Source organism: Streptomyces sp. 63XJN7_1_ISO-PGPR-S23-121 (assembly GCF_056173025.1).
Map to the genome: position 1 here is coordinate 3,797,844 of NZ_CM149653.1, position 23,751 is coordinate 3,821,594.

The 23,751-nt window shown below is 69.3% G+C and carries 23 protein-coding genes and 3 pseudogenes; 10 read left to right on the forward strand and 16 right to left on the reverse strand.

All coding sequences use genetic code 11. The features are described from left to right. Window positions 1-65 precede the first annotated feature (65 nt). The 4 genes from AC0VYN_RS16735 to AC0VYN_RS16750 all read right to left on the reverse strand — a co-directional run bounded on the left by AC0VYN_RS16735 (window position 66) and on the right by AC0VYN_RS16750 (window position 5,818). Window positions 66-2,714, reverse strand: a complete 2,649-nt coding sequence (locus tag AC0VYN_RS16735) for a DUF7824 domain-containing protein (protein ID WP_475536703.1) — start codon at window positions 2,712-2,714, stop codon at window positions 66-68. Next, the gene (locus AC0VYN_RS16740) at window positions 2,711-4,117 is read right to left on the reverse strand and encodes an SWIM zinc finger family protein (protein ID WP_475536704.1); all 1,407 of its coding nucleotides are present in this window, start codon (window positions 4,115-4,117) and stop codon (window positions 2,711-2,713) included. The genes AC0VYN_RS16735 and AC0VYN_RS16740 overlap by 4 nt, the downstream gene beginning before the upstream one ends. Before the next feature lie 398 nt (window positions 4,118-4,515). Continuing rightward, window positions 4,516-4,713: a hypothetical protein gene (locus AC0VYN_RS16745; protein ID WP_475536705.1), complete on the reverse strand. Its 198-nt coding sequence runs from the start codon at window positions 4,711-4,713 to the stop codon at window positions 4,516-4,518. A gap of 349 nt (window positions 4,714-5,062) precedes the next feature. Further along, window positions 5,063-5,818, reverse strand: coding sequence for a DeoR/GlpR family DNA-binding transcription regulator (locus AC0VYN_RS16750; protein ID WP_475536706.1), 756 nt, complete (start codon window positions 5,816-5,818; stop codon window positions 5,063-5,065). Between the two features lie 251 nt (window positions 5,819-6,069). On the opposite strand from AC0VYN_RS16750, the gene AC0VYN_RS16755 reads away from it, so the two are divergent. The 4 genes from AC0VYN_RS16755 (at window position 6,070) to AC0VYN_RS16770 (ending at window position 10,858) form a co-directional block, all read left to right on the forward strand. Then, a complete protein-coding gene (locus tag AC0VYN_RS16755) occupies window positions 6,070-7,137 on the forward strand; it encodes a 2-keto-3-deoxygluconate permease (RefSeq protein WP_475536707.1) in 1,068 nt (355 codons plus the stop codon). Between the two features lie 43 nt (window positions 7,138-7,180). Next, window positions 7,181-8,446 carry a RuBisCO large subunit C-terminal-like domain-containing protein gene (locus AC0VYN_RS16760; RefSeq protein WP_475536708.1) on the forward strand — a complete coding sequence of 422 codons (1,266 nt, stop codon included), beginning with the start codon at window positions 7,181-7,183 and terminating at the stop codon, window positions 8,444-8,446. Window position 8,447: 1 nt separating this feature from the next. Beyond that, on the forward strand, window positions 8,448-9,752 hold the full coding sequence (locus AC0VYN_RS16765; RefSeq protein ID WP_475536709.1) for a four-carbon acid sugar kinase family protein: 1,305 nt from the start codon (window positions 8,448-8,450) through the stop codon (window positions 9,750-9,752). A gap of 62 nt (window positions 9,753-9,814) precedes the next feature. Next, window positions 9,815-10,858 carry an alcohol dehydrogenase catalytic domain-containing protein gene (locus AC0VYN_RS16770; protein ID WP_475536710.1) on the forward strand — a complete coding sequence of 348 codons (1,044 nt, stop codon included), beginning with the start codon at window positions 9,815-9,817 and terminating at the stop codon, window positions 10,856-10,858. A 103-nt stretch (window positions 10,859-10,961) separates the two neighbouring features. On the opposite strand, the gene AC0VYN_RS16775 is transcribed toward AC0VYN_RS16770, so the two are convergent. From AC0VYN_RS16775 to trhA, 6 genes and pseudogenes are all read right to left on the reverse strand, one after another. Continuing rightward, window positions 10,962-11,762, reverse strand: a complete 801-nt coding sequence (locus tag AC0VYN_RS16775; RefSeq protein WP_475536899.1) for a SpoIIE family protein phosphatase — start codon at window positions 11,760-11,762, stop codon at window positions 10,962-10,964. Window positions 11,763-12,099: 337 nt separating this feature from the next. Next, window positions 12,100-12,411, reverse strand: a pseudogene (locus AC0VYN_RS16780) (SCO5918 family protein). A gap of 52 nt (window positions 12,412-12,463) precedes the next feature. Continuing rightward, a complete protein-coding gene (locus AC0VYN_RS16785) occupies window positions 12,464-12,868 on the reverse strand; it encodes a CBS domain-containing protein (RefSeq protein WP_475536711.1) in 405 nt (134 codons plus the stop codon). A gap of 52 nt (window positions 12,869-12,920) precedes the next feature. Next, the gene (locus AC0VYN_RS16790) at window positions 12,921-14,426 is read right to left on the reverse strand and encodes a DEAD/DEAH box helicase (RefSeq protein WP_475536712.1); all 1,506 of its coding nucleotides are present in this window, start codon (window positions 14,424-14,426) and stop codon (window positions 12,921-12,923) included. A gap of 324 nt (window positions 14,427-14,750) precedes the next feature. Next, entirely contained in the window at window positions 14,751-14,954 is a 204-nt protein-coding gene (locus AC0VYN_RS16795) for a cold-shock protein (protein ID WP_007387007.1), read from the reverse strand. A 481-nt stretch (window positions 14,955-15,435) separates the two neighbouring features. Next, a complete protein-coding gene (trhA, locus tag AC0VYN_RS16800; RefSeq protein ID WP_475536713.1) occupies window positions 15,436-16,221 on the reverse strand; it encodes a PAQR family membrane homeostasis protein TrhA in 786 nt (261 codons plus the stop codon). A gap of 267 nt (window positions 16,222-16,488) precedes the next feature. Between trhA and AC0VYN_RS16805 the strand changes: the two genes are divergently transcribed. Beyond that, a complete protein-coding gene (locus tag AC0VYN_RS16805; protein ID WP_475536714.1) occupies window positions 16,489-17,049 on the forward strand; it encodes a hypothetical protein in 561 nt (186 codons plus the stop codon). 571 nt (window positions 17,050-17,620) lie between these two features. Here the strand turns inward: AC0VYN_RS16805 and AC0VYN_RS16810 are convergent. Next, window positions 17,621-17,899, reverse strand: a complete 279-nt coding sequence (locus AC0VYN_RS16810) for a MerR family transcriptional regulator (protein WP_475536715.1) — start codon at window positions 17,897-17,899, stop codon at window positions 17,621-17,623. Window positions 17,900-18,403: 504 nt separating this feature from the next. Here AC0VYN_RS16810 and AC0VYN_RS16815 point away from each other — a divergent pair. Next, a complete protein-coding gene (locus AC0VYN_RS16815) occupies window positions 18,404-18,640 on the forward strand; it encodes a hypothetical protein (RefSeq protein ID WP_475536716.1) in 237 nt (78 codons plus the stop codon). 759 nt (window positions 18,641-19,399) lie between these two features. On the opposite strand, the gene AC0VYN_RS16820 is transcribed toward AC0VYN_RS16815, so the two are convergent. Both AC0VYN_RS16820 and AC0VYN_RS16825 read right to left on the reverse strand, forming a co-directional pair. Continuing rightward, entirely contained in the window at window positions 19,400-19,678 is a 279-nt protein-coding gene (locus AC0VYN_RS16820; RefSeq protein ID WP_475536717.1) for a hypothetical protein, read from the reverse strand. Window positions 19,679-19,955: 277 nt separating this feature from the next. Next, entirely contained in the window at window positions 19,956-20,354 is a 399-nt protein-coding gene (locus tag AC0VYN_RS16825; protein WP_475536718.1) for a hypothetical protein, read from the reverse strand. 115 nt (window positions 20,355-20,469) lie between these two features. On the opposite strand from AC0VYN_RS16825, the gene AC0VYN_RS16830 reads away from it, so the two are divergent. Then, window positions 20,470-21,237, forward strand: a complete 768-nt coding sequence (locus AC0VYN_RS16830) for an IS5 family transposase (RefSeq protein ID WP_191835362.1) — start codon at window positions 20,470-20,472, stop codon at window positions 21,235-21,237. Here AC0VYN_RS16830 and AC0VYN_RS16835 read toward each other — a convergent pair. Continuing rightward, entirely contained in the window at window positions 21,226-21,558 is a 333-nt protein-coding gene (locus tag AC0VYN_RS16835) for a hypothetical protein (RefSeq protein ID WP_475536719.1), read from the reverse strand. The two genes, AC0VYN_RS16830 and AC0VYN_RS16835, sit on opposite strands and share 12 nt — an antisense overlap. 19 nt (window positions 21,559-21,577) lie before the next feature. Next, window positions 21,578-21,796, reverse strand: a complete 219-nt coding sequence (locus tag AC0VYN_RS16840; RefSeq protein ID WP_475536720.1) for a hypothetical protein — start codon at window positions 21,794-21,796, stop codon at window positions 21,578-21,580. A gap of 237 nt (window positions 21,797-22,033) precedes the next feature. Here AC0VYN_RS16840 and AC0VYN_RS16845 point away from each other — a divergent pair. The 3 genes and pseudogenes from AC0VYN_RS16845 to AC0VYN_RS16855 form a co-directional block, all read left to right on the forward strand. Then, window positions 22,034-22,225, forward strand: a pseudogene (locus AC0VYN_RS16845) (DedA family protein); the annotation flags it as partial. After that, window positions 22,223-22,546 (forward strand): annotated as a pseudogene (locus tag AC0VYN_RS16850) (hypothetical protein); the annotation flags it as partial. The pseudogenes AC0VYN_RS16845 and AC0VYN_RS16850, both read left to right, overlap by 3 nt. After that, complete coding sequence (locus AC0VYN_RS16855; protein ID WP_475536721.1) at window positions 22,543-22,968, forward strand: hypothetical protein; 426 nt, start codon at window positions 22,543-22,545, stop codon at window positions 22,966-22,968. The pseudogene AC0VYN_RS16850 and the gene AC0VYN_RS16855, both read left to right, overlap by 4 nt. On the opposite strand, the gene AC0VYN_RS16860 is transcribed toward AC0VYN_RS16855, so the two are convergent. Beyond that, window positions 22,863-23,720, reverse strand: coding sequence for a maleylpyruvate isomerase family mycothiol-dependent enzyme (locus AC0VYN_RS16860; protein ID WP_475536722.1), 858 nt, complete (start codon window positions 23,718-23,720; stop codon window positions 22,863-22,865). The two genes, AC0VYN_RS16855 and AC0VYN_RS16860, sit on opposite strands and share 106 nt — an antisense overlap. Window positions 23,721-23,751 lie beyond the last annotated feature (31 nt).

Below are 23,751 nucleotides of genomic sequence, written 5' to 3' on the forward strand. Positions count from 1 at the left end.
CTTCGAGGCAACGCCCTGGAGCCAGAGGGGGCCGCGGAGGTGATGTGCGGACGGGCCCGGTGGTCTCAGCGCAGGACGTCTCGCAGCAGTCTGGCGTGCTTCACCGTCTGGCTCGATCCGGTGCGCGCGGCCACCGCGTCGACCTCGGGGATACCGCCCTTGGCGGCGCAGCGCGAAGCGCACTCGATCGCGAGTGCGAGGAGCGCCCCGGCTTCCCGGACCGGTGTGCCGCGCAGCAGCGCGGGCACGGCGGCCTCCAGTACGGACCAGACCGTGGCGTACGCGCCGGTCTCGGCCGCCGCGCGCAGTGCGTCGGTCACGCGCTTCGCCGAGCTCGATCTGTTGCGTATCAACGCCTGCATCTGCCCCGCGAGCAGCCGGCCGTCCAGCTGGCCCTGGGCGGCGAGCACGAGGAGGGCGTCCACCGCGGCGTCACGGTCGAAGCCGATCTTCCGGGCGATCTGCCAGTGCAGGGCGTATCCCGCCGGGCCGCCCGCTTCGGCCAGACGCGCGAGCATGCGGCCGTCCACCGAGTCCTTGGCGTGTGCTGCCACCTCGTCGCGGTGATGTGGCAGCTGAGCCACCCAGTACGGTTCGGCGTAGGCGTCGTAGGCGTCGTAGGGGCTGTAGGGGCCTGCGAGGGACCGGTCCCGTTCGTACGTACCGAGCACGGCCGCGGCGACCGGCGGAAGCGGGATGTCCTGATCCGGTCCGGGGGACACGGGCGCCCATCGTCCGGGCGGGGCGCCGGTCGGTTCGGCGGCCGGCCACTTCTGCGGAGTCGTGTCCTGGTGTGGCAGGCCGCCCTCGCGCAGCCAGCGCGCCAGCCGTCGGCCGGCGTCCGACCGCAGGTCGCCCGCGGCGCGCAGCACCTGTTCGTCCGCTGTGGGGGTCACCCGCAGCAGGGCCTGCGCCAGATCGACCGGTGCCGGTTCGACTCGCGCACGCTCCAGCTCGGCGACGCGTTCCACCAGCACGCCCGCGTCCACCGCGCCGGTGACGTGGGTCGGCAGGGCCAGCAGGAACGGCTGCGCGCCGGCCTCGATCACATCGAGGGCCTCCATCAGACGTGCCATGAGCAACTTGCCGGGCGGGGAGACCGCCTCGCCGTGACTGATCCGGCGGTGGGAGAGATCGTACATATTCCGCGGCTCGTCGCCGCGCACGGCCGCCGCCACGTCGTACAGGTCGCTCTGCCCGCAGTCACTGTGGACGCCCGGTTCCCTGCGCATGACCGGTTCGAGTGCCTGGGACAGCGCCGCACGGTCGAGCCGGGAATGGCGGACCAGCCCGTCCAGCGCGCGCTCGAACGCCACCACGTCGTCGTCGGCGAGGACTACCGCCAGCTCCTGGGCGACCTCGGCGGCCGTCCCGGCCGGGCCCGGTACCGGCCGGGGCCCGGGCACGAAGGGCAGCACCTCGGCTTCGGCGACCCGCTCGGAGCCGGTGTCGTGCTCCGTACCGGGCACCTCCGTGCCGAGCAGCTCCGCGGCGCGCGGGGACAGCCCCGGCCCGAGCGACGCGGCTGCCGTCCGGAGCTCCGCCCGCACCGGGTCCCCCGCGTTCTTCAGGTGGCGGGCGACGAGCCGGAGGGCGCGGTCCTGCACGGAGACGTCCGGGTGCCCGAAGGCAGACGCCGCGTGGTCCAGCATCCGACCCGCTCGCGCGGGCTCCCGCCGTGCCACCCGGTCGAGCCATGAGAGCTGGGCGCGCACCAGCTTCTTCTCCGGGCGCAGCAGGACACGTTCGCACGCCTCGCTCAGCATGTCCTCCTCCAGCAGACCCGCCTCGTCCAGTTCGCGCAGGACCTCTTGGCCGTAGGAGGCCACCGGGGACGACAGGTCGAGCATGGCCACATGGTCCCGGAGGAAGGGGGCCTTCTCGGCCGGAGTGAGGGCCAGCACCCGCAGGAGCGCCACGACCGGTGTGATCGTCTTGGGTGAGCCGTCCTGGAGGAGACGGGTGAGCAGCGGTTCGGCCAGGGCGGCCCGTTCGGGTGCCGTCCGGGCGTGCTCGTCGGCAGTGAGGGGGACGGCCTGCCAGTAGTGGATGGCGTGCGCCGGATGCTGGTCGGCCACGATCGCGAAGGTACGGCGGACGAGCGTGGCACGGTCCACCAACCCCTCGACGGCGAAGACGCACAGGGCCCTCAGCACCTGGGTGCTGAGGGAGATGGACGGCCGTTCCAGGGCCAGCGGGAGGAGCGTGGGGGTCAAGGGGTCCTCGCGCAGCCGCTCCAGGACACCGTCCGACGCGCCGTTCGAGTGCCTGCCCAGCCAGCCGGCGAGGAAGTAGTCGGATGTCGGCATCGGACAGCCGGTGGTGCGGACGATGTGGTCGACGACGAGGCGGAGGCGTTGTGAAACCACGCGCTCCCGCACCCGCTCGTCGAGCCGTGCCACGAGTTCGGTCCGCCACGCGACGGGGAACAGGTCCACGACGGCGACCATCCAGCTGTCCTCCGAGGGCACGTAGCGTCCGCCCGAGTTGAGGTGGCGGGCCGCGGCGTCCGGGGTAACCTGGCAGCCCAGCCGTGCGCTGGCCAGGGCGACACGCTGCTCGACGGTGAGCTCCAGCCAGCCCGGGAAGCCCATCTCCTCGTAGCGGGCGTTCAGTTCCGGCAGCTGGGCCGCGCGCTGCTCCGCGTCGAGTTCGCCCAGCGCGCGGAGCACGCCGGGGACGTCTCCGGCCTCCACGAATGCCATCAGTCTCATCGCGCCGACTCCTTCTTCGTGTTCCGGATTATGCGGGTGGCGAGCACGTGTTTGCACGGTCCGCGACCACCCCGGTACTTCGCCCACCACGGGCAGGTGCAGCTCATCCGCTCGCCGTCCTCGATGCGGACCAGGTAGGCGTGCTCGTCCTTCCCCACCCACGCCAGCGCGCCGTCGACGCGGACGGCTCCCTGAGCGACCAGCGCCTTCGCTCCGCGCAGCCGAGGGTTGCGGGACTCGGCTGCGCCCGCGGCATACGGCAGGTGCCGGTGGTAGTACGCCTCTTCCGCGAGGTCATAGCCGATCTGCCCGGAGGTCCCCAGCATCGTCAGGGCCGCGCGGACGCGTCCGGGCTCCAGGCCGGACTGCGCGGACAGGTCGGCCACGTCGATCTTCGGCTCCCAGGCCAGCAGCTCCGCCACCCGGTCCGTGTCCCGCGCCGTCGGTCCCATGGCGAGGTCGTCGAGCACGCCGCCCTCACCGGAGAAGCCGCGCGAGGCGTGCGGGGAGAGCAGCAGCGTCAGCCGCATGCCGGGCAGCGCGGCCTCCCACGCGACGGGTGCGGTCCGCTCCTGTCGGTCCCAGCCCCGCTCGTCATGGCTTCGCTCGGGACTCGGGGCGTACACCCGCACCGTCGACGCGTGCCGCAGTACCTGCTGGAGGCTCAGCAGCCGCTCGCAGCCGGGCAGGCACACGGCACCGGGCGACGGCCTGGTCGCCGGGCGCAGGCGGCGGCCCGAGGGGACCACCCAGCGCGTCGTGTGCGCACCGGACCGCTGGGTGGGCCGCGGCAGCGACCGCAGGACGGCGGCCGCTTCCGCGGCGGATATCTCGGCGCGCGGGACGAGGCCCGCCGCGGTCACCTGGGCCTCCGCGAAGCCGCGCAGCCAGCGCTCCGGCAGCGGGACCTTCTTCTCCACGAACCGGCCGTCGAAGGTGGTGGCCTCCAGCCCGTCCGGCCCCACCCGCAGGTGCAGCGGGTCCAGGCCGCCGATCCTGGCGAGGGCCAGGCGCAGCGGTGTGTTGATGTCGACGTTCGTGGTGCCGTGGCCGACGTCGTCACCGTCGAGTCCGGGGGCCAGGACGTCGAGGCGCGCGTGGACGCCGCAGCAGGCGGAGAAGGACTCCAGCCGCAGCCGGTCGCCGCCGGCTGTGACGACCGGGTCCAGGAAGATCGACGGCCGCGGCCGGTAGTAGCGGCTGGCGGCGACGTCGGCGACCGCGAGCAGCGCCGTGGCCGCGGCGGCCGGCGCGGTCAGGAACCCGTCGAAGAACCGCGGATTGGCTGCCTTGCCGTCCGGCGTGGCACCGCCCGAGGTCTCCAGATCGAGGGAGCGCCCGGTCGGGGTGTCGCGCACGGCGGACGCGTGCACGTAGGCATAGGACTGGATCGTTGAACTCACATGCTGAGGCTAGGCGTTGGCACTGACACAGGCCTCACTGGCGCGGACGTCGGGCGGGCCGGGGCTCGAAGCGGCCGGCGGGGGTGTCGAGGGGGCGTTCAGGCCGGGCCACTGACCTCGCACCCCGGGTTCGCGCCCTCCGACGCGTCGCCGGTTCGACGAGTCGCCCTCGTCGTCGTGGGGACAGTGGTCACGGGCTCGACGGCAAGGTGGGTCAAGCGATCCGGCGGGCGCCTGCCGGGGACCGCGGAGCCGGTCACTCGACGGGTGCTCAGCACCGCCCACACCGTCTCGCCGGGGCCGGCCTCGGCGGTCGGTGACGCCCCAGTCGTCGGTGAGGGCGGTGACGAGGATCAGCACGTCCGGGGGCGACTGAGGCATCTCCTCGCGCCGCGTCATCACCGCCGGAAGTCCGTTTCCGGTCTGTCGCCGACGTAGAGGCCGGCCGTCACCTGGGCCAGCTCGGGCTGTGCCAGGTAGTCGCCGATGCGGTCGGCCTGGTCGGTGGCGAGCGCTTCATCGGGTACAGCAGCTATCTGTCGGGCGAGGTCCCGGTGGTACGAGCCGGCCTCGGCAGCGGTGCCGTGCGCGGGCACCCACGGTCGTCGTCTGTGTGGGCTCCGGTGTCGGCTGGCTTTGTCTGCCGGTTCCTCCAGTCTCGGTTGTGTGGTTTGTGGTGGGTGCTGTCTTTCGTGCTGTGGCGGTCGTGTTGTGTGTCGGTAGCGTCGGTGCGCGCAGGGCCTTGGGGATAGTTGTTGCTGTTCGGGCTTTTCCCTGGCGGGCTCGGGCTGCGGGCGCGGCTGGTTACTTCCTGTGTCCGAAGCGTGTTGCCACTTGGAGCTGGCCGACCTCCTGGCCTGGCACGGCATCGGACCCGCATGCCTGGTCCGGCCCGGGCTCATCCCGCTCGCGTGCAGACTTACGGGGCCGCCCTCGGTTCGAGTACTACGGAGCGACAACGACCTTCGCAAATGCGGAGCGCAGCCCAGGGGGAGGCGTCTGGTCGGTGACAAGGACATCGATGACCGACAGGTCGCCGAGGGCCATCGCCTTCTTGCGATCGAACTTGGTGTGGTCGGCGGCGACAACGACCTGGTCCGCGAGATCGAGGAGCGTGCGGCGCACTTCGACCTCGGCGGGGTCGAAGTAGGTGATCCCGCGGTCGACGGACAGTCCGCCGCAGCCGAGGATCATCAGGTCGAGATGGATCTGCGGCCTCTCCTGCGCGGCCGATGAGGAGACCAGGCTCAGTTCGGGTGTCATGAGCCCGCCCAGGACGAGGACCCGGCTCCTTGTGTCGCGCAGCTCAAACGCCGCGTGGAGCGAGTTGGTGATCACGGTCAAATCGTCCCGGCCGGCGAGTTTTGCGGCGACTGCGGTACAGGTGGTGCCGGTGTCGATACCCACTGAAGTACCTGGCTCGACCAGGTCGGCCACGGCCCGCGCAATCCTCGACTTCTCGATCGTCATCGTCGACGAACGGGAGCCGTAAGCCGGTGCCCGGCGGGGCACGGCGCCGCCGTGTACGCGGTCCAGCAGCCCTGCCTGATCGAGTTCGGCCAGGTCACGGCGAATCGTCATGCCGGACACTCCGAAGCGCTCCGCGAGGGTGCTGACGTCGACCTGCCGGGATTCCTGCAGCACACCGAGGATGGCTCTTTGCCGGGAGTTGCGCACTGGTTCCACCTCGTCCTGAGCCACGCCCATAACGCTATCCGGCCTCCTGCCACGGGCTTCAACAGGGGGCTGACTCGTAGCGCCGCCCTGTCGAAGCAGTGTTCATATGAACATTACGTGTGCCTCGAGCGTACACTCGCCGGGCCTGCTCGCGGGGAAGCGTTCTGCATCGCACGGACTGTCGGGCAAGTGGCGACCTATTGACCTGCAGGCTTTCCGCGGCTACGGTCCGAGCCACCCAATGTTCATTCGAACATTGCCGTTCGGAGGTCCTCATGGCTCTGCCCATCAAATCCGGCATCGAGAAGGTGCCGGGCGGGCTGATGCTCGTCCCCATGCTCGTCGGAGCTGTGGTGCACACGGCGGCGCCGGACTCCGGAGAGTTCTTCGGCTCCTTCACCGGAGCCCTGTACACAGGCCTGCCCGCGATCCTGGCCGTGTTCTACGTGTCTCTGGGCTCGACCCTGGACGTGAAGGCGACGCCCTACATCGCGAAGAAGGGCGGTGTGCTGCTGGGGTCCAAGGTTTTGTTCGCGATGCTCGTTGGCATAGTCCTGGGCCGGCTGCTCGGGGAATCGCCGGTCAGCGGTGGGGCGTTCGCGGGGCTGTCCACGCTCGCGGTGGTGGCGGCGCTGAATGACACCAACGGCGGCCTCTACATGTCGCTGATGGCCCAGTTCGGACGCAAGCGCGACGTCGGCGCCTACAGCGTCATGAGTCTGGAGTCCGGCCCGTTCCTCACCATGGTCACGCTGGGCGCCGCCGGGCTTTCCGCCTTCCCCTGGCAGACCCTGGTGGGAGCGATTCTGCCGTTGGTGCTGGGGATGCTCCTGGGCAATCTCGATCCCGAGATGCGTCGCTTCCTGGCCCCCGCCGTGCCGGCGCTGGTGCCGTTCCTGGGGCTGTCACTGGGACTCACGCTCAACCTGACCGCTGTCTGGAAGGCCGGCCTGCTGGGGATCGGGCTGGGACTGTTCGTGGTGCTAATCGGCGGAGCGGTCCTCCTGCTGGCCGACAAGGCGAGCGGTGGCGACGGCATCGCGGGTCTGGCCGCGGCGACCACCGCCGGCAACGCGGCAGTGGTTCCCTCGATCGTGGCGGCCGCCAACCCCGTCTACGCACCGGCCGCCCAGTCCGCGACCGTGCTCATCGCCTCATCGGTGGTGGTGACGTCGATCCTGTGTCCGCTGATCACCGCTCTTTGGGCACGTCGGGTCCTGAAGCAGCCCTTGGCCGCTGGCGCAGTGGGCGATCCGACAGCAGACGGCGACCGTCCGTCCTCCGCTCCGCACCCCGTGCCCGGCGAAAGCCCGGTAGCTGCTGCACAGCACGACGACAACTGACGGCGAACGTCCCCTACATCAGAGTTGTAGAAACGGAGAGCACATGCGTGACCAACGGGTGGTGCGCTGCACCTACTACCTGGAGTCGGAGATCGATCCGGAGCAGGCTGCCGCAGTCATGGCCGGGGAGCAGTCCAGTGGCACCTTCGTCGCCGTGCCGGGAGAGTCGCCCCGCATCCGCGAACGGCATGCCGCGCAGGTCGTCGACGTGCGGAAGTTGGGCATGCGCAGCCCGTCGCTGCCGTCGCGCAGCCGCCCCAAGGAGGTGCGGGCCGCCCTCGCGGTGGTCGAGTTCCCGATGGAGAACATCGGCACGGACCTGGCCACCTTGCAGACCACGATCGCGGGAAACCTCTTCGAGCTCGGTGAACTGTTCGCCTGCCGTGTCCAGGACATCGAGCTGCCGGACGAGTTCGTTGCCGCTCACCCGGGCCCGGCGTTCGGCGTCCCGGGCACCCGCAGGCTGATGGGGAACGCCGAGGGCGTCATGATCGGCACGATCATCAAACCGAACGTGGGCCTAGCCGAGGACGAGTTCCGTCTGATCGTGAGGGAGTTGGCCAGGGCCTCGGTCGACCTGATCAAGGACGACGAGCTGATGACCGATCCGGCGTACTTTCCGCTGGAACGCCGGATCGCAGTGGCCACCGAAGAGATCCGGGAGGCCGAACAGATCACCGGCCACCCGGTCATGTACGCGTTCAACATCACGGGTGACCTCGCCGGGCTCCGTCGGCGCCACGACATGGTGGTCGAGGCGGGCGGACGATGCGTGATGCTCAACGTCCCCGTCATGGGGCTGCCCGCACTGGCCTGGCTGAGGGAGTTCTCCGAAGTTCCCGTGCACGGACACCGTGCCGGTCTGGCCGGGGCGATGCGCTCGCCGGCGCTGGGGATGTCCTACCGAGTGTGGCAGCAGCTGGCCCGCCTGGCGGGCGCCGACCACCTGCACGTCAGCGGTCTCGGCAGCAAGTTCTACGAAACCGACGTAGAGGTCGCCGCGAACGTGCACAGCTTGCTCGAGCCGCTGGGCAAGACCCTGAGCCCGCTACCGACCTTGTCGTCCGGGCAGAACGTCACCACCCCGGCGCCGACCTTCGCCGCAACCGGTTCGACCGACCTGCTCATGCTTGCGGGCGGAGGCGTGGCCGCGCACCCCGACGGACCGGCCGCCGGCGTGCGCAGCCTCCGCGCCGCCTGGACGGCAGCCGTCGACGGCGTCCCCCTGGACGTGGCCGCACACGCGGCGGCACAGGCAGGCGACCCGGCGCTCCTCCACGCCGGTCGCAAGTTCGGGGGAGTGGCCTGACATGGCGTACGTCAGCTTCGTGGCCGACGACCTGACCGGTGCCAGCGACGTCCTCGCACAGGCTCATCGCCACGGTCTCGACGCCGTGCTCGTCGTCGGGGACGGCAGCCGGCCGCTCCCCACCGACTGCGATGTCGTGGGGATTGCCGGGCCGTCGCGTTCGCTCGCAGGGTCCGCCTTCGACGAGCTGGTCCGCGCACAGCTGGAGCAGATCGCCACAGCCGAGGCAGAGGTCCTGATCTACAAGATCTGCTCCACCTTCGACAGTTCCCCCGCACGCGGCAGCATCGGCAGAGGCATCGAGCTGCTGCACGAACGGTTCCCCCATCACGGCCCGGTCCCCATCGCGCCGGCGCAACCGGGCTTCGGCCGGTACACCGCCTTCAGCAACCACTTCGCCGGCTACTTGGGCGGCGTACACCGCCTCGACCGGCATCCCGTCATGGCGCACCATCCGTCGACCCCCATGCACGAGGCCGACCTGCGGCAGGTGGTCGCCGCGCAGCTGCGTACCGGCGAGGTCCCCGCGGCCCTCCATCTTCCCGCCTACGCCGACGGCTCCTTCCGCGAGCAGTGGACGAAACTCCGCCACTCCAGTCCGGCAGCCTTCGTCGTGGACGCCGTCGAGGACGGCCATCTCGACACCCTCGCACTGGCACTGCGGGAGGACAGCACCGGACAGAACCCGGCGATCGTGGTCGGCTCCGGCGGCATCATGGCCGCCCTCGCCCGCACCGCCGCCGGGCGGTCCGACATCGCCGACGACGCCCAGCCCGCTTCCGGGCCGGTGCTGGCCGTCAGCGCCTCGGCCTCCAGCACCACAGCCGCTCAGATCGCCGACGCCGTCGCGCACGGCTGGGCCGAACTGGCCGTGCCCGCCCAGCTGCTCAACGGGCAGGACCCGTCCCTGCTGGACGATCTGGAAAAGCGCGCGGCCGCCTGGCTCGCAGCCGGACGGAACATCATCGCGCACACCACCCGCGGAACACAGGACCCGCGCTACGCCACGACCGGCCCCCTCGACGCCTCATACGTGGGCGAGCTCCTGGGCACCTTGGCAGGAAGCATGGCCGTCAAGGGACTCACCCGGGACATCGCCGTGCTCGGCGGCGACACCTCCAGCCATGCACTCCTGGCCATGGGCGTGAGCGAGCTGCGCGTCTGCTCTCAATTCGTCACGGCCGCCCCCATCTGCCGCACCGACAGCGATGCCGCGGTAGCCGGCTGCCGCCTGCTGCTCAAGGGCGGCCAAGTCGGCCCGGTCGACGTGCTCGAGCGCTTCGCGCAACCGACCTCCCCGGCCTGACCCACCGATCACCGAGCCCGCCGGCCATTCCGGCACTCACCAGCAGCGAAGGAGCGAAACACATGAGGGCAGTCGTCAAAGCAGCCTCCGGCAAGGGAGTCGAGTACACCGCCGACGCGCCCGAACCGAAGCCGGGCGACGGCGCGGTCGTCGTAGAGGTCGCGGCGGCCTCTTTGTGCGGCACCGACCGCGAATGCTACGAGTGGTCACCGGCGGCCCAGGCATTCAACCTGAAGCTTCCCGTCGTCCTGGGGCACGAAGCGGCGGGCACCATCGTCGAGGTAGGCGCCGGCGTGGAGAACCTGCGCGTCGGTGACCGTGTCGCCCTGGAAAGCCACCTGCCGTGCGGCCAGTGCTTCGCCTGCCGCACCGGGGACGCCCACACCTGCGAGCGCACACAGATCCTAGGCATGCACTTCGACGGGGTCTTCGCCGAACGCGTCGCCGTGCCCCACCGCATCTGTGTCCCCCTCCCCGAGAGTGTGCCCCTGGAGACCGGCGCCCTGCTGGAGTCGGTCGGCGTCGCGGTGCACGCCATCCAGCGAGCCGGGTACTCGGTGGCCGGACGAGGCGTTCTGGTCAGTGGCGCCGGGCCCGTGGGCATGGTCGTCGCGCGACTGGCATCCCTCATGGGCGCCGCCTACGTGATCGTGATCGAGCCGAACCCCTTCCGCCGCGCCGAAGCCGAACGGCTCGGAGTGATCACGATGGAGCCCGGGGACGGGGTCGCCGAGCGAAGCCGCGAACTGAGCGGCCACCGCGGAGGTGCCGACGTGGCCTTCGAATGCTCCGGAGCAGCCTCCGCGCTCCCGCCCCTGTTCGACGCGGTACGGCGAGAGGGCACCGTCGTGACCGTGGGACACCCGGGCCGACCGGTGGCCATCGATGTCGCCGCCCAGATCAACAAGCGAGGCATCACACTGCGCGGGATCTTCGGCCGCCGCCTGTGGGAAACCTGGGAACAGACACTGCTCCTGTTGAACTCCGGGCGCCTGGACCTGGACTGGCTGATCACGCACCGACTGCGGCTCGACCAGGTCGACGAGGCGATCGATCTCCTCACCGGGGACGCCTGCAAGGTGCTGCTCGTTCCGGGGCTGGGCTGATGCTTCGGTTTCGGCCGTCGTCCCACTCGCGCAGCCGCGGGCACGCGTTGCGGACTCGCACGAAGCCCTTGGTGTTGCAGGACCCGCCATGCGGCCCCAAAGTTCAACGCGCTGCAGCGGTTGGTCCCGTTCTTGACGGGGGTGAGGCGTCGATGAGGTCGGCGCCGGTGGCGGCGTCACGCCGGGAGTGGCCGACTCCGTGCCAGTCCAGGCACATGACGGTCGCATCGTCCTCCAGATGTTCTTGGCCGGCGTCGACGACCGCTCTGATGAGGGTGCGAGCGGCCTCGCGAGGATGCAGCCCGCGGGTGCGGACGATCAGGTCCGCCAAGTCCAGGCTCCGGGCGTTGCGTTCCAGCATGCCGTCCGTCAGCATCACCAGCCTGTCGCCGGGTTGCAGGTCCAGCGACTGCACCCGATAGGGGTGCGCGGGCTGGAAGTCGAACGGCAGATCGACCTTCGGGACGAAGTAGACGTCGGTGAACGACCGGTTCGCGATGACGATATAGGCCAGCGCGCGCGCCGCCTCACCGATCTCCCGCATCGTCTCCGCATCCGGCGCCGCGGGCAAGAACAGATCCAGGACGCCGATGGCATCCGCGCGATTGGGCACCAGAGCGACGATCCGCACCGGCGCGCCCTCACCCTGGTCCTCGACACCCGGACGCTGGCTGCGGATCACCTCGTCGTACAGGGTGCCCCGCAGCGGGATACGCCGGGCCGGCTCACCGGTGTCGACACTGCCCGCCGCGCCCAGCCGTACAACCGAGCTGCCGGTGAAGTCGGTGATCAGGAAGGACACCGACGCCGTCCCCAGGCGCTCCGTGAGCATGCGTGCGACCACATCGAGCGACTCCACGGGCGCCGCGGCCTCCGCTGCCTCCAACGTCCCCGCCAGCGTCAACGCCCGGCCCGCGCCATTCTCGCCTGCCCCCATGCGGTCACGGCGCCTCCTCACTCCTCAACTCGATGCCGCTCAGGACTCGCGTTCCGGACACGCGGGTGCCGGAGCCCAGTCCAGCACCGAACGGCGCATATGGCACCACGTGTCCCAGCCTGCTGCGCCTGAGTACCCGGCCGCCAGGCGCTCACCGCTCTCGGACCGTGTGCGGTCAGGTCCGCCCCCGTGCGCCCTGCGCTACCGCCTGTACCTCATGTGGCAGCCGGAAGGATGGCATGCGAGTGCACAGTGACGGCGGCGAAGCTCACTGCTGCGACGGCGGCTCACGCCTGCCCGTCGGTCAGCCTGCCGCGGGGGCCCCGAGCATCGCGGAAGCCTTTTGCAACGGGCTGAGAATGCGCTCGGGTGCGGCAGCTCGGGAGAGGTCGCGGCAGGTGAAGCCGAGCTGGGTCATGGCCCGCAGGACCTCGCCGGCGCTGAAGTCGCGGCGGTCCTGGCGGGTGACGACCTGCCCGACCTGCTAGACGGGGTAGGTGCGACGGCCGATGGTCACGGACGCCCCGACGACTTCCTCGGGCTTGACGCCCTTCATCGATTCCAGGACGCCGCTCTTGGTGAGGTCGAAGGGGAAGCGGGCGATGACACAGCGCATGATGCCTCACAGGAAGAAGAACGAGGGGATGGTTCTGCCGCGGTCGAGGCGGTCAGCGGGCCAGGGCGAGGACGCCCAGGGCGTTGCCGTGTTCGTCGACCACGGGCAGGGCATCGAGGCGGCGGTAGCGCATCGCGTGCTCGGCTTCGGCCATCGTGGTCACGGGAGAGGCGAAGGGCCCCGGGTCGACGAAAAGGTCCCGCAGCTGGACCCGGTCCGTGTACACGGAGCTGTCGCGGACCGCGGTGAGCTGGGCATGGGTGAGAAGTCCGGTGCACACGCGGTCGTCGTCGCAGACGAGCAGGTGCCCGGTGCGGGCGCTCGCCATGACGGACAGGGCCACCTCGACGGTCATGTCGTCGCAGACCTGCGGTCCGGCGGTCTCCATGGCGTCGGCCGCCGTCCTGGACATGGGGGCGGCGCCCGTCGAACGGGGCTGCATCTGAACCATCGTCACAACGTGCCTCCTGCAGAGGTGGGCCAGTTTCCTGAACCTGAACACGAAGTCCTTACGCCGCGGCGTCGAACGAGGACTGCCGGGCCATGCGCCGGGCGGCCGAGGCGGGGCTGCGCCGGCCGCGTGAGGACGACGTGCTGCGCTGACGCCGCTCGGCGACCGGCGCGGTGATCGTCACGGGGATGCCGGAGGGCGTCCGGGCGCCGGTGATCCGGCCGAGTGCCTCTTCACCGGCGCGGACCTGGGTGGTCTGGGGCGTGATGCCGGCGGCGGTCATGAGACGGGTCATGTCGCGGCGCTGGTTGGGGGTGACCAGGGTGACGACGCTGCCGGACTCGCCGGCGCGCGCGGTGCGGCCGCCGCGGTGCAGGTAGTCCTTGTGGTCGGTCGGCGGGTCGACGTTGACGACGAGGTCGAGGTTGTCGACGTGGATGCCGCGGGCGGCGACGTTCGTGGCCACGAGCACGGTGACGTGCCCGGTCTTGAACTGGGTCAGGGTTCGGGTGCGCTGCGGCTGTGACTTGCCGCCGTGCAGGGCGGCGGCCCGCACCCCGCTGTTCAGCAGGTCCTGCGTCAACCGGTCGACGGCGTGCTTGGTGTCCAGAAACATGATCACCCGGCCTTCGCGCGCCGCGATCTGCGTCGTCGTCCAGTGCTTGTCCGCGCCGTGGACGTGGAGCACGTGGTGCTCCATCGTGCTGACCGCACCCGCGGACGGGTCGACGGAGTGGACGACCGGGTCGGTGAGATAGCCGCGGACCAGGCGGTCGACGTTGCGGTCGAGGGTGGCGGAGAACAGCATCCGCTGGCCCTCGGGGCGGACCTGGTCCAAGAGCGCGGTGACCTGGGGCATGAAGCCCATGTCAGCCATCTGGTCCGCCTCGTCGAGGACGGTGATCGCGACCTGGTTCAGCCGGCAGTCACCGCGGTCGATGAGGTCCTTGAGCCGGCCCGGCGTCGCGACGACGACCTCGGCTCCACTGCGCAGCGCCTTGGCCTGCCTGCCGATCGACATTCCTCCGACGACCGTGGCGAGACGGAGCCGCACCGAGCGGGCGTAGGGGGTGAGCGCGTCGGTCACCTGCTGGGCCAGCTCACGCGTCGGCACGAGGACCAGCGCCAGCGGCTGGCGGGGCTCGGCGCGCTGTCCGGCGGTGCGGGCCAACAGGGCCAGGCCGAAAGCGAGGGTCTTGCCGGAGCCGGTGCGCCCGCGTCCCAGGGCGTCGCGGCCCGCGAGGGTGTTGGGCAGGGTCGCGCCCTGGATCGGGAACGGGACGCTCACACCTTGCGCGGCCAGCGCGGCCAACAGCTGCTTGGGCATGTCGAGGTCGGCGAACGCCTCGACCGCGGGGAGTGCGGGAGTGATCGTCTTCGGCAGGGCGAACTCGCCCTGGACCACTGCGGGCCGTCGCCCGTAGCCGCCCGAACGGCTCTGACCCCCTGAACGGCTCGGGGTGGACGATCCGAAACGGCCGTCCCGCCTCGAACCGGCACCGTAAGCGGGGCCGTCGCCACGGCTGCGACGGGAAGAAAGGTCATTGGTACGTGCGGAGTTCATGGAGAACCTTCCTTGATGCGGCACGTATCAAGGAATTCCCGCAGCGGAAGCAGCGCGGGGAATCACAAGAACGGACCGAATGGAATGCGAAAAAGAATTAGGAGTGCAGTAGATCTGACGCGGATTGCATCGACGGAATTTCTGACGCCATAGGGGCGTGAAATCCCGGACGCCTACCGGTTGCGCCTTGGACGAGGCGCGCATCCCTGGACGAGGGACCGCGGACGCTTCTCGTCCCGCAGGTCGCACCACTGCGGCAAATGTCCGTAGCTGGGGCCCGCATCCCGAAGGATGCGGGCCCCAGCTACGAAGTGCGCGTCAGCGTCAGGCGAGGACGATGTTCTCGGCCGTCGGGCCCTTCTGGCCCGCCGCGATGTCGAAGGTGACCTTCTGGCCTTCGAGTAGCTCGCGGAAGCCCTGAGCGGCGATGTTCGAGAAGTGGGCGAACACGTCGGCACCCCCACCGTCCTGCTCGATGAAGCCGAAACCCTTGGCTGCGTTGAACCACTTCACAGTGCCTGACGCCATGTCATATCTCCTCTTGGACAGTACGCCGGGACCCGCGATGCACGGATACCGGGTCGCCGCGATGATGCCCCGCCCGGAAAACGACCGGCCATACGAAAAAACGCCGCCAGCGACTGAAGGTGCCGACGAATGCGCTTGAAGTTTTTGGGAACCACAACTGCAACTGGGATCGACAGTAGCATGAGATGGGGGGCCGAGTCCGGTAAATGGCTCCATCCTGCTGATTGCAGCAAAAACACTTTCCGTGCGACGCGTCAAACCCTCACCTCGCGGCCATAGATATTGACCGACCCGAAGCGTAGCGTCTCAGGAACAGTGACCGCCGTTAAGCGCTCAAAAGAGCGCGTATTTCCGGTGGAGATTTCCTGCCCCGGCGTGCGCCCCGGTGGCCCGTGCGCCGGTCTCGCGGCGCATCCGGGCCGCTGGTGAGGCGAGCGGGCGGGCAGGCCGACAGGCCTACAGGCGTGCAGTGATGTGGGGGTCAGCAGGTCGCCAGGAAAATGGCGACGTAGTGCGCGGCGAAGGCTGCCACAGTCAACGCGTGGAACACCTCGTGGAAGCCGAACCAGCGGGGGGAGGGGTCGGGCCGTTGGAGGGCGTAGACGACCGCGCCCGCGCTGTAGAGAAGGCCGCCGGTCACGATCAGGGTGAGGACGGCCACCCCGCCGGTGTGCAGGAAGTCGGGCAGGTAGCGCACCGGCGCCCAGCCCAGGGCCAGGTAGCACGGGGTGTACAGCCAGCGCGGGGCTCCGATCCACAGGACCCGGAATGCGATGCCGGCCAAGGCCCCCGTCCACACGATCCACAGCAGCACGGATCGCTGGTCCGTCGGGAGGAGGAGTACGGCAAGGGGGGTGCAGGTGCCGGCGATGATCAGGAATATGTTGACGTGGTCGAGACGTCGCAGAAGAGCCTCGCCGACCGGCCCCCAGGTGCCGCGGTGGTAGATGGCACTTGTTGCGAACAGCAGCCAGGCGGTGACCGAGTACACGGCGCAGCCCAAGGCCGCCTGCGGGGTAGGAGCCCGGCAGATAAGCGCGACACCTGCGACCAGCGCCGCGGGGACCATCCCGGCATGGAACCAGCCGCGCAGCCTCGGCTTGATCGGTTCCACCAGATCGGCCGCCCGCTCCACCAGAGCGGCAACCGTATGGGCGTTCTCTCCCGCGCCGTCACTTTGTGGTCCGCGGGGCAGACCGGCTTCGCTCTGCTCTCCACGCTCTGAAACGACGTGCACACGCTCGACCTCAGCGGTGTCACGCGACATGGCTTCCCATCCTCCCCCGGACTCCCGGGCGCCCCTGGCAAACATGTGCTCATGCTAGGAGATCTCACCAGACAGCCTTTCGAGAGGCTGGTCCGAAAACCAGACGCCGCCTCAGCCGGGCGTGGGCTCTCTCACGGGGGATCGACGCGGTGCGGCTCCCAGATCCCGCCAATTGGGCCGCCCTAACCCGAGTAGAGCCGCTGGTCCAGGGGAACGATCAGGGCTTCCGAACCGGCATCTCCGCTCGCCTACCCGCAAGGATCACCGATGCTTCCTGAGGTCCGCCCCCACGTGTCCGCCCCGCTCGCAAACCAGTTGGAACACCAATTGGGCCTCGTCTCCGACCTCGAAGCCCGGCATCTCGATGTGGAGCGCGTCGCCGGCATCGCGGTCGTCGCGGCTGCCCACTCCGGCGGCTACGCGTCCACCGGCCATCTCCTCGGGCTGCTGGCCGCGCTCCCTGCTCCCACCGAGGCAGGCGAACACTTCTGGTCGAACCTGTGGAGAGCCTCGGGCACCGCCTACCTGCTACCCGCCAACATCAAGGCCGAGGTGCTGCAAGCCCTGACAGGCGAAGGAACCGCCCTGGCCCGACAGATCCTCTCGGCTGTCGATGAGATGACCCCGCCCCAACGCGTCGCGGCCGGGGAGGTGATCGGTCAAGCGCTCGTCGAGTCCGACCATCTCCCCGACCTCAAAACACAGGTCATCGGAGAACTGTGGCTCCGCGATCTCGAGCTCACCGCCTGGCACGTCCTGCACGCAGACCGCAGGTCGGACGACCCTGCTGGACGGAAAGCCTTCCTCGAAGCCTGGACGAGCGTCTGAACGTCTGCTCCCCAAACCGCACGACAGCCGCACCGGGCATGCGGCGCCCCGCCGCCCGCGGCCTCAATCCTCCGTCCCGGTACCCCTGTCCCTTCCGAGCCACACCCTGGTCGCCAGCGACCAGCACGCAGGCGACCAGGACCGCAGCCTCGTCGCTTCCAGTCTCGGCGACGGTTGAACGCTCTCAGGCGATGCCGACATCCAGGAACTCTCGGCCGAGGCAGCTCCGTCCGTCCCCAGCTGCACCTCGGGTCGCGCGGCCCATGGCCGAGCGACCCCGATCCTGTCTGTGACAGGCCCTCTCCCACCCGCGACAGGGGGCCCCACTGTCCGGCCGACAGCACCGCACGCACGGGCGACGGCAGCTACCGGACGCGGCCATGTCTCAAGCCGTCCAGCCGATGTACGCCTCTCGCAACATGCGCGAGGCCGAGGTGACCACCTGGTCCGGCAGCACAGTTGAACGCCCACGCTGAAGACGTGGGCGAAGGGAACTTCTGAACCATGAGAGCTGACGCAGGCGCCGCAGGCCCGTACACCCTGTCATCTGAGGCAATGACCGGGCACTGCCTCAGGCTGCGGGCGGTTCGGACGCTTCGGCGGCGCGGCGGTGTTCGGCGTTTATGCGCTGGGCTTCTTCGAGTTGGTCTTCGAGGACGATGATGCGCCAGGCAGCCTCGATGGGGGTGCCCTGGTCGACGAGTTCGCGGGCGCGGGCGGCGATGCGCAGCTGGTAGCGGGAATAGCGGCGGTGTCCGCCCGCGGAGCGCAGCGGGGTGATGAGGCGGGCTTCACCGACGGCGAGGAGGAAGCCCTGCGTGGTGCCGGGCATCTCGGCGGCCCGACCCATGGTGCAGGCGGGGTGGTCGTCGTCGAGACGCCCGAAGGAATCGTCTGCCGTCGTTGCACCTCTTTGTGGAACCCGTGGAGGGGCCCTGGCGCCGTACCGGCACCAGAGCCCCGAAGGAACTGCTACACCATCTGCCGGCCCCGGTAATGCGCCGGCCTCCTGTTTCCGCGTGCCCGGCCTGAACTCTGCCGGGAGTGCGGGGATCGCGGATGCGTGACCGGAGACCACCTCACTATCGATGTCCTGCGGTACCCGGACCCACTGCTCGTCCGGGCGATCCTGATGGCGCTCGGCTCCTCCGTTCTTCCCTCTGATCCATGTACGCGCGCCCGCAGTCAAACGCCTTTACCGGGGTACCACTGGAAAACCGCACTGCGGGTACTCAGGTTCGCGGCCTTGGACGCGCTCGGCTGCCGTAGCAGCGGTGAAGTGAGCGCGCAGCGTTGCCTCGGGAAGGGCCGGGGCCAGGTAGGTCAGGCCGACGCTGCCGTACGTTGCCCGGTCATGGACGACTACGAACCTCTCGACCTCGACGAGACGCTCGAGGAGGTCCACGACGTGCTGCGCCTGCTGGTGACGGTCGCGCAGGCGCCTCGCCGGGATCAGGCCAGCCGCGGCCGATCAAGCGCGTCGGTCGCGTGGGCGCACGTCCATGAGGAGAGCCGTGAGCGGTCGTTTTCACTGACGGGCCTGACCTTCGCTCGTGGACGAGATTCGGCCGGCCCGATCGTTACGGCGTAGAGAACAGTCCGGGACCCGGAGGCGAGGAGCCCTCGGCCTGGACGCCGTTGGCGACCCGCAGGAACTCCAGCTTTTCCGCGTCGGCGGAACCCGCGGCCACCGTATAGACGACGAGTCTGATGTCGCAGGAAACCGGATCGTCGCGTAGGCATACCCGATCTGGATGCGCCCGTCCGCCTCGGGTTCGGGACCGTCCGTCTCGGCGTAATCGCGCAGAGCGTCATCGACGTCGAACACGATGGACATGTCGAGCTCGAGCGTGCTGCTCATGGAACAGTCGACCGGTTCGCTCTCGAAGTGGGACGTGAACGGCAGGACGAGCCGATCCCCGCCGGGCAGGCTGACCTTCAGGTGCCGTGCGATCTCGTGGCTGATCAGTGAGCGGGCCTCACCTATCCAGTCGGGCGTGGCCGCTGCCTGCGTGTGGTCTGGGCTGTCGGGGGCGTTCCGCGCAGTGACGGGGTTGCAGAGTGCGAGCGGCCATTGTTCTCAGGATTGCGGGCCGGTCGGGCTCGGCGAGGTCGGTCAGGAGGTCTTTCGCGAGGAAGCCCATGGCGCGGTCCGCGGTGAACAGGCCGAGGGCCCCTTGGGGAGCGGAGGTCAGGTGGCCGTAGTGCTGGGCTGCGGCTTTGAGAAGCGCGGCAGCCGGTAGAGGTGTGTCGGCAGCGCGTTTGTACTGGATGCGCCGGGTAATGCGCTGGGTGTCGTATCGCAGCCGCAGGAGGAGCTCGTCTGCTTCGGCGCCCGGAGCGCCGTCGGTCAGTTGCTGCAGGGCGGTGTCGAAGGTGTGCTCGGAAGGTCGTCGTCGGGGATGCCGAAGACCATGTACCGGTCGAAGTAGTCGATGCCGCGCCGCAGCGCGATGGCCTGGGTGTTGGCGCCGTAGCCCAGTGCTTGGCGAAGTGGTGCGAACAGCATGCCCATCAGGCCGATCACGCCGTCCAGGTGCTGTTCGGCGACTCCGGCGTCCTGCAGCCTGGTGCGCCAGCTCTCGATGCTTTGTTCGGGCCGCTCGTCGCAGCGTGAGGGCAGGGTCACGCTGGGTACCGGTGAGTTCGGCTCGGTGCTGCGTGGTCGAGGAGAGGCTCGTCATTGAAAAAGTGCGCGTCGGTCATCCGCCCATTGTCGGGACAGGACGGAAGCCGGGTGCGGCAGTTCGCGCTAATCAGGTTGCAACGAGGCTGGCTGTGGTGAGGAGGTGTTGTTGGTCGGGGTGGAGGAGTAGCCAGCCGCGGCGCTGGCTCTGAAGCCAGTGGCGGACTGCCGGGTGGCGGGGATGTGCGCGGGCTTGGTGGTAGGCGCGTTGCCTGTGGGGCTACTGCTGATGGGCGGCTGGTCGCGCGTGAGTGAGTCCGCTCCACCGCTCCAGTTCGTCCCAGTGGCTGCCGACCGCTGTTGCCCGAGCGACCTTTTCGGCTTCGTTCGGTGTCGGCTCACCATGGCGGGTGATCAACGTCAGCGGCCAGGTCGGAGTGCCCGACTGCTCACCGTCGAACGGGTGCCAGTCCCAGGCCGCGTCGAACCTCCAGGCGCGTCCGTTCCGGTCAGCAACCGCATCGCCCAGTTCGAGGAAGGCGTACGGACGGAAGAACAGCTCAATGTGTATGGGTTCGCCGCCGGCCGGATCAATCGTGTAGCCCTGGTCCTCAAGGGAGGGATCATGGGTCTCACCCTGCTGCAGGACCTCGAGGTAGGACGCGGGTCGGGGCAGCATGCCAGTGAGCCTTTTCCAACCTGCCGTGCGGATTGAGCAGTTGGCCTGACAGCGAGGCGAAGCCCCTGGTAGATGGGTTTTCGACCAAGAGAACCGTCTCCACCAGAGGCTTCACATGCTTGTCTACTCGTCCGGCATCGACGTGTCCAGTTCCACCCTGCGCTTCCTCGCACGGCAACTGCGGGCGCACCATCGTGCGATCGGCTCCCGGTGGCGGCGGCTGGGCGCGGGCCGGCAGGCCCTTCTCGCGCTCGCTCACCTGCGGGTGGGACACACCTACGCCCAGCTGGCCGCCGGCTTCGGCGTCGGGACCACGACCGCCTACCGCTACGTCACCGAGGCCGTGGACCTCCTGGCCGACCTCGCGCCCACCCTGGCCGACGCCGTCCGCACCGCTTCGACGAAGGCGTTCGTCCTGCTCGACGGCACACTTCTGCCGATCGACCGCATCGCGGCCGACCGCCCCTTCTACTCGGGCAAACACAAGAAGCACGGGATGAACGTGCAGGTCCTCGCCGATCCCTTCGGCCGACTGCTGTGGGCCTCAGCGGCCCTGCCAGGGGCCGTCCACGACATCCGCGCGGCCCGCGAACACGGCATCGTCGACGCCCTCGCCCAAGCCGACGTCACCTGCTGGGCGGACAAGGGCTACCGCGGCGCCGGCGGCACCGTCCGCACCCCGTACTGGGGGCGCTGGAACAGCCTTTCCACCGGCCAGCAGGCGGTCAACCGGTCCCACGCGAAGATCCGTGCCCTCGTCGAGCACGCCATGGCCACCCTCAAGTCCTGGCGGCTCCTGCGGAAGCTCCGATGCTCCACCACCCGGATCACCGCCCTCATCCAAGCCGTCCTGGCCCTGCATCTGGCCAGCTCAGGCCGATGATGGAAAAGGCTCAGTGACCAGGGGCGGATCAAAGCGGTGGACCGCCTGGACGTGCACCACGGTCGTGGGGATACCCACCAGGCAGATATCCCCCGGCTTCAGTGCGGTCTCCGCGGGTTCCGTTTGGAAGATCTCCCATTCGCGGGCCGCGGGCGTTGGAAGCGCCCTCTGGCCGTTCCACCTGATGTTCTCGGCTTGGGGGTCCACTTCCAACCACGGCCACCGCACGGATACGTAGTAACGGGTGACCCCGCTGACGGCGGTCTCAGTGAACGGGCACTCCAGCAACAGCACGTCACCGGGCCTGTAGTCGTGACTCATGAACGCATTGTGCATGCCGTCACTGACGGTGGTGGTCGATTGCCTTGGCCAGGTGCTCAGCATGGTCATCGAGCAGCGGCTTGAGGGCGCCGTAGTAGGGCTGGTGGTCCGCTTTGCGGAGCCACTGGAAGACGTTGTGTCGCTCCCGGGTCCAGAAGGCCCGTAGCGTTGGGTCGGGCGAAGCATGGAGGCGGTGGGCCAGCCACAGGACGAAGCCAGACAGGGACTCGCCCTCCATCGGGTCGAGGCTGAGTCCGAAAGGCCGCAGCCCAGCGCCCGTGGTCGCGTCAGTCACCTGCGGCCGGCCTGCTGGCACAGTGCCCGGTCCGTACGGGTGCGGTTTTCCGCAGGGTGAGTAGTGCGGAAAACACCACCGGACCGGACGGCAATCCGCATACCGCCGCTGAGCTGCGATTTCTAGCTTGGAGGGCAGTCGGGTGCCTGTCCCGGCTGACCCGCCAGCTGGGAGGCTCGCATGCACCTCATGTCCACGGCTTTGCCGAATGAACCCGCCGACGGCATCGCGGGCTGGGCCGCCGATCTCGTCGACACCCTGGGCGGTCCCGGAGCCGGCCTGGCCATCGCGCTGGAAAACCCCTTCCCACCGCTGTCGAGCGAGGTGATCCTGCCGCTGACCGGCTTCGCCGTCGGGCAGGGAGTTCTCACCCAGCTTCGCCTGGCCCGTCCTCTCACCGAGGACTTCCGCCACCCCTGGGAGAAGTCGGCCGAGCCCGGCCGACTCACCCCCGCCTGAGTCCGCCGCGCGTTTCGGAACCTCCGCGCTCACCTGCCTTGCCCGGCACGTGCACCGAAACCGAACCGGCCGGGCCCCGGCCGGCCTCTCGGCTAGAAGCACAGACAGCCCGCCATCCGCTACGACGTGGGCAGAACCGTCAAACGCCCGGAGACCCGGATCGCACGTGCTCAAGCCCGTCGTGCGGCCGTGATCGGGGTCGTCGGTCGTGCCGGGCAAGATACGTTGCCATGAGCCTCCACTACGAAGTCGTCCTCACCTGCGTCCTCCAGGACGACACGCCCGACACGGTCCTGGCAGCCCTGCGATGGCACCTCGGCCTGGCCTTGGAGCGGCCAGCAGAGCTCGACGCGGAGGAGCATTCATATCCGCTGCTCTTTCCGGACCCGGACAGCCGCCTGCCAGGAGGAGAATTTGCATCCTTGCGACGCCAGTCCCGCGGCTTCACCACGGCCGGCGGTGAACGCCACGTATGGGGACTGTTCAGCCGCAACCTCTGGCTCGACGACATGATGGGTGACCTCTACACCGTCATGGACCTGCTCGCACCTCACATCGCAGAACCTGGCCACTGCGGACACTTCCGCGAGGAGTTCGATGCCGAGCCGACCGTCTTCACCTTCCGAGACGGCGCCTTCGGGGCGCTGAAACTCTGATCCAGTTCAGTCCCTGAACAAGCTGAGCTTGTTCTGCAACCTGAGCGCAGTCGGGCGCGCAGGACTGCCGCACCGTGCCCCTCAAGGTCCTCGCAGGCCGCTGCGCGGCCTGCCATCCCCATCACCAGCGAGAGGGTCGGCCCCCGGAGCAGATCCCCCGAGCCGGTGGTGAACGGTCCGTCTGTGGCCTCGACCCGCAAGCCCGCGAGTGCAGTCTTGCTCGCGACGGTGAAATCGCGGCTGGCGAAGAACCGGGCCACGGCGGTCGTCGTGGCCACCGGGGGTGTCCGCACAAGACCCAATGGCCGGCGGATGTCCTCGCTGTGGACGACGATCTCGCCCAGCCAGGCCGCAGTATGTCCTGTCGGCCCGGCGGGCCCGGCGACAACTTCGCGAAATCGCCGCAAGGTCTCTTCAGGTGTAGCACCACGATGCTTTGCGAGCCGTCGGTCGTTGTGCAGATCGGGGTCGAACCGCGCGGCCAGCATGCTCAGCAGCCAGCGCCACATCCTCGTGCTGGCACCTGCCGTCAGATGGGCTACGACCTCCTCCACGGTCCATCGTTCGCACAGTGATACTTTCGCCCACTGGGCCTCGCTGAGGTCGGCGAGGTCTTGAGCGAGCGCCAACCGCTCGACGTGGATCGCCCGTTCCAGAGCTTTCCGAGTTTCCAGAACGTGTGGCTCAGCCATATGGGCAGCCTCCAGAGATCGGGTGTCCCCCATCAGACCCCTATCGCCGCCCAAACTCATCGACTGCGCCGCGTAGCGGGGCCTGTTCGGC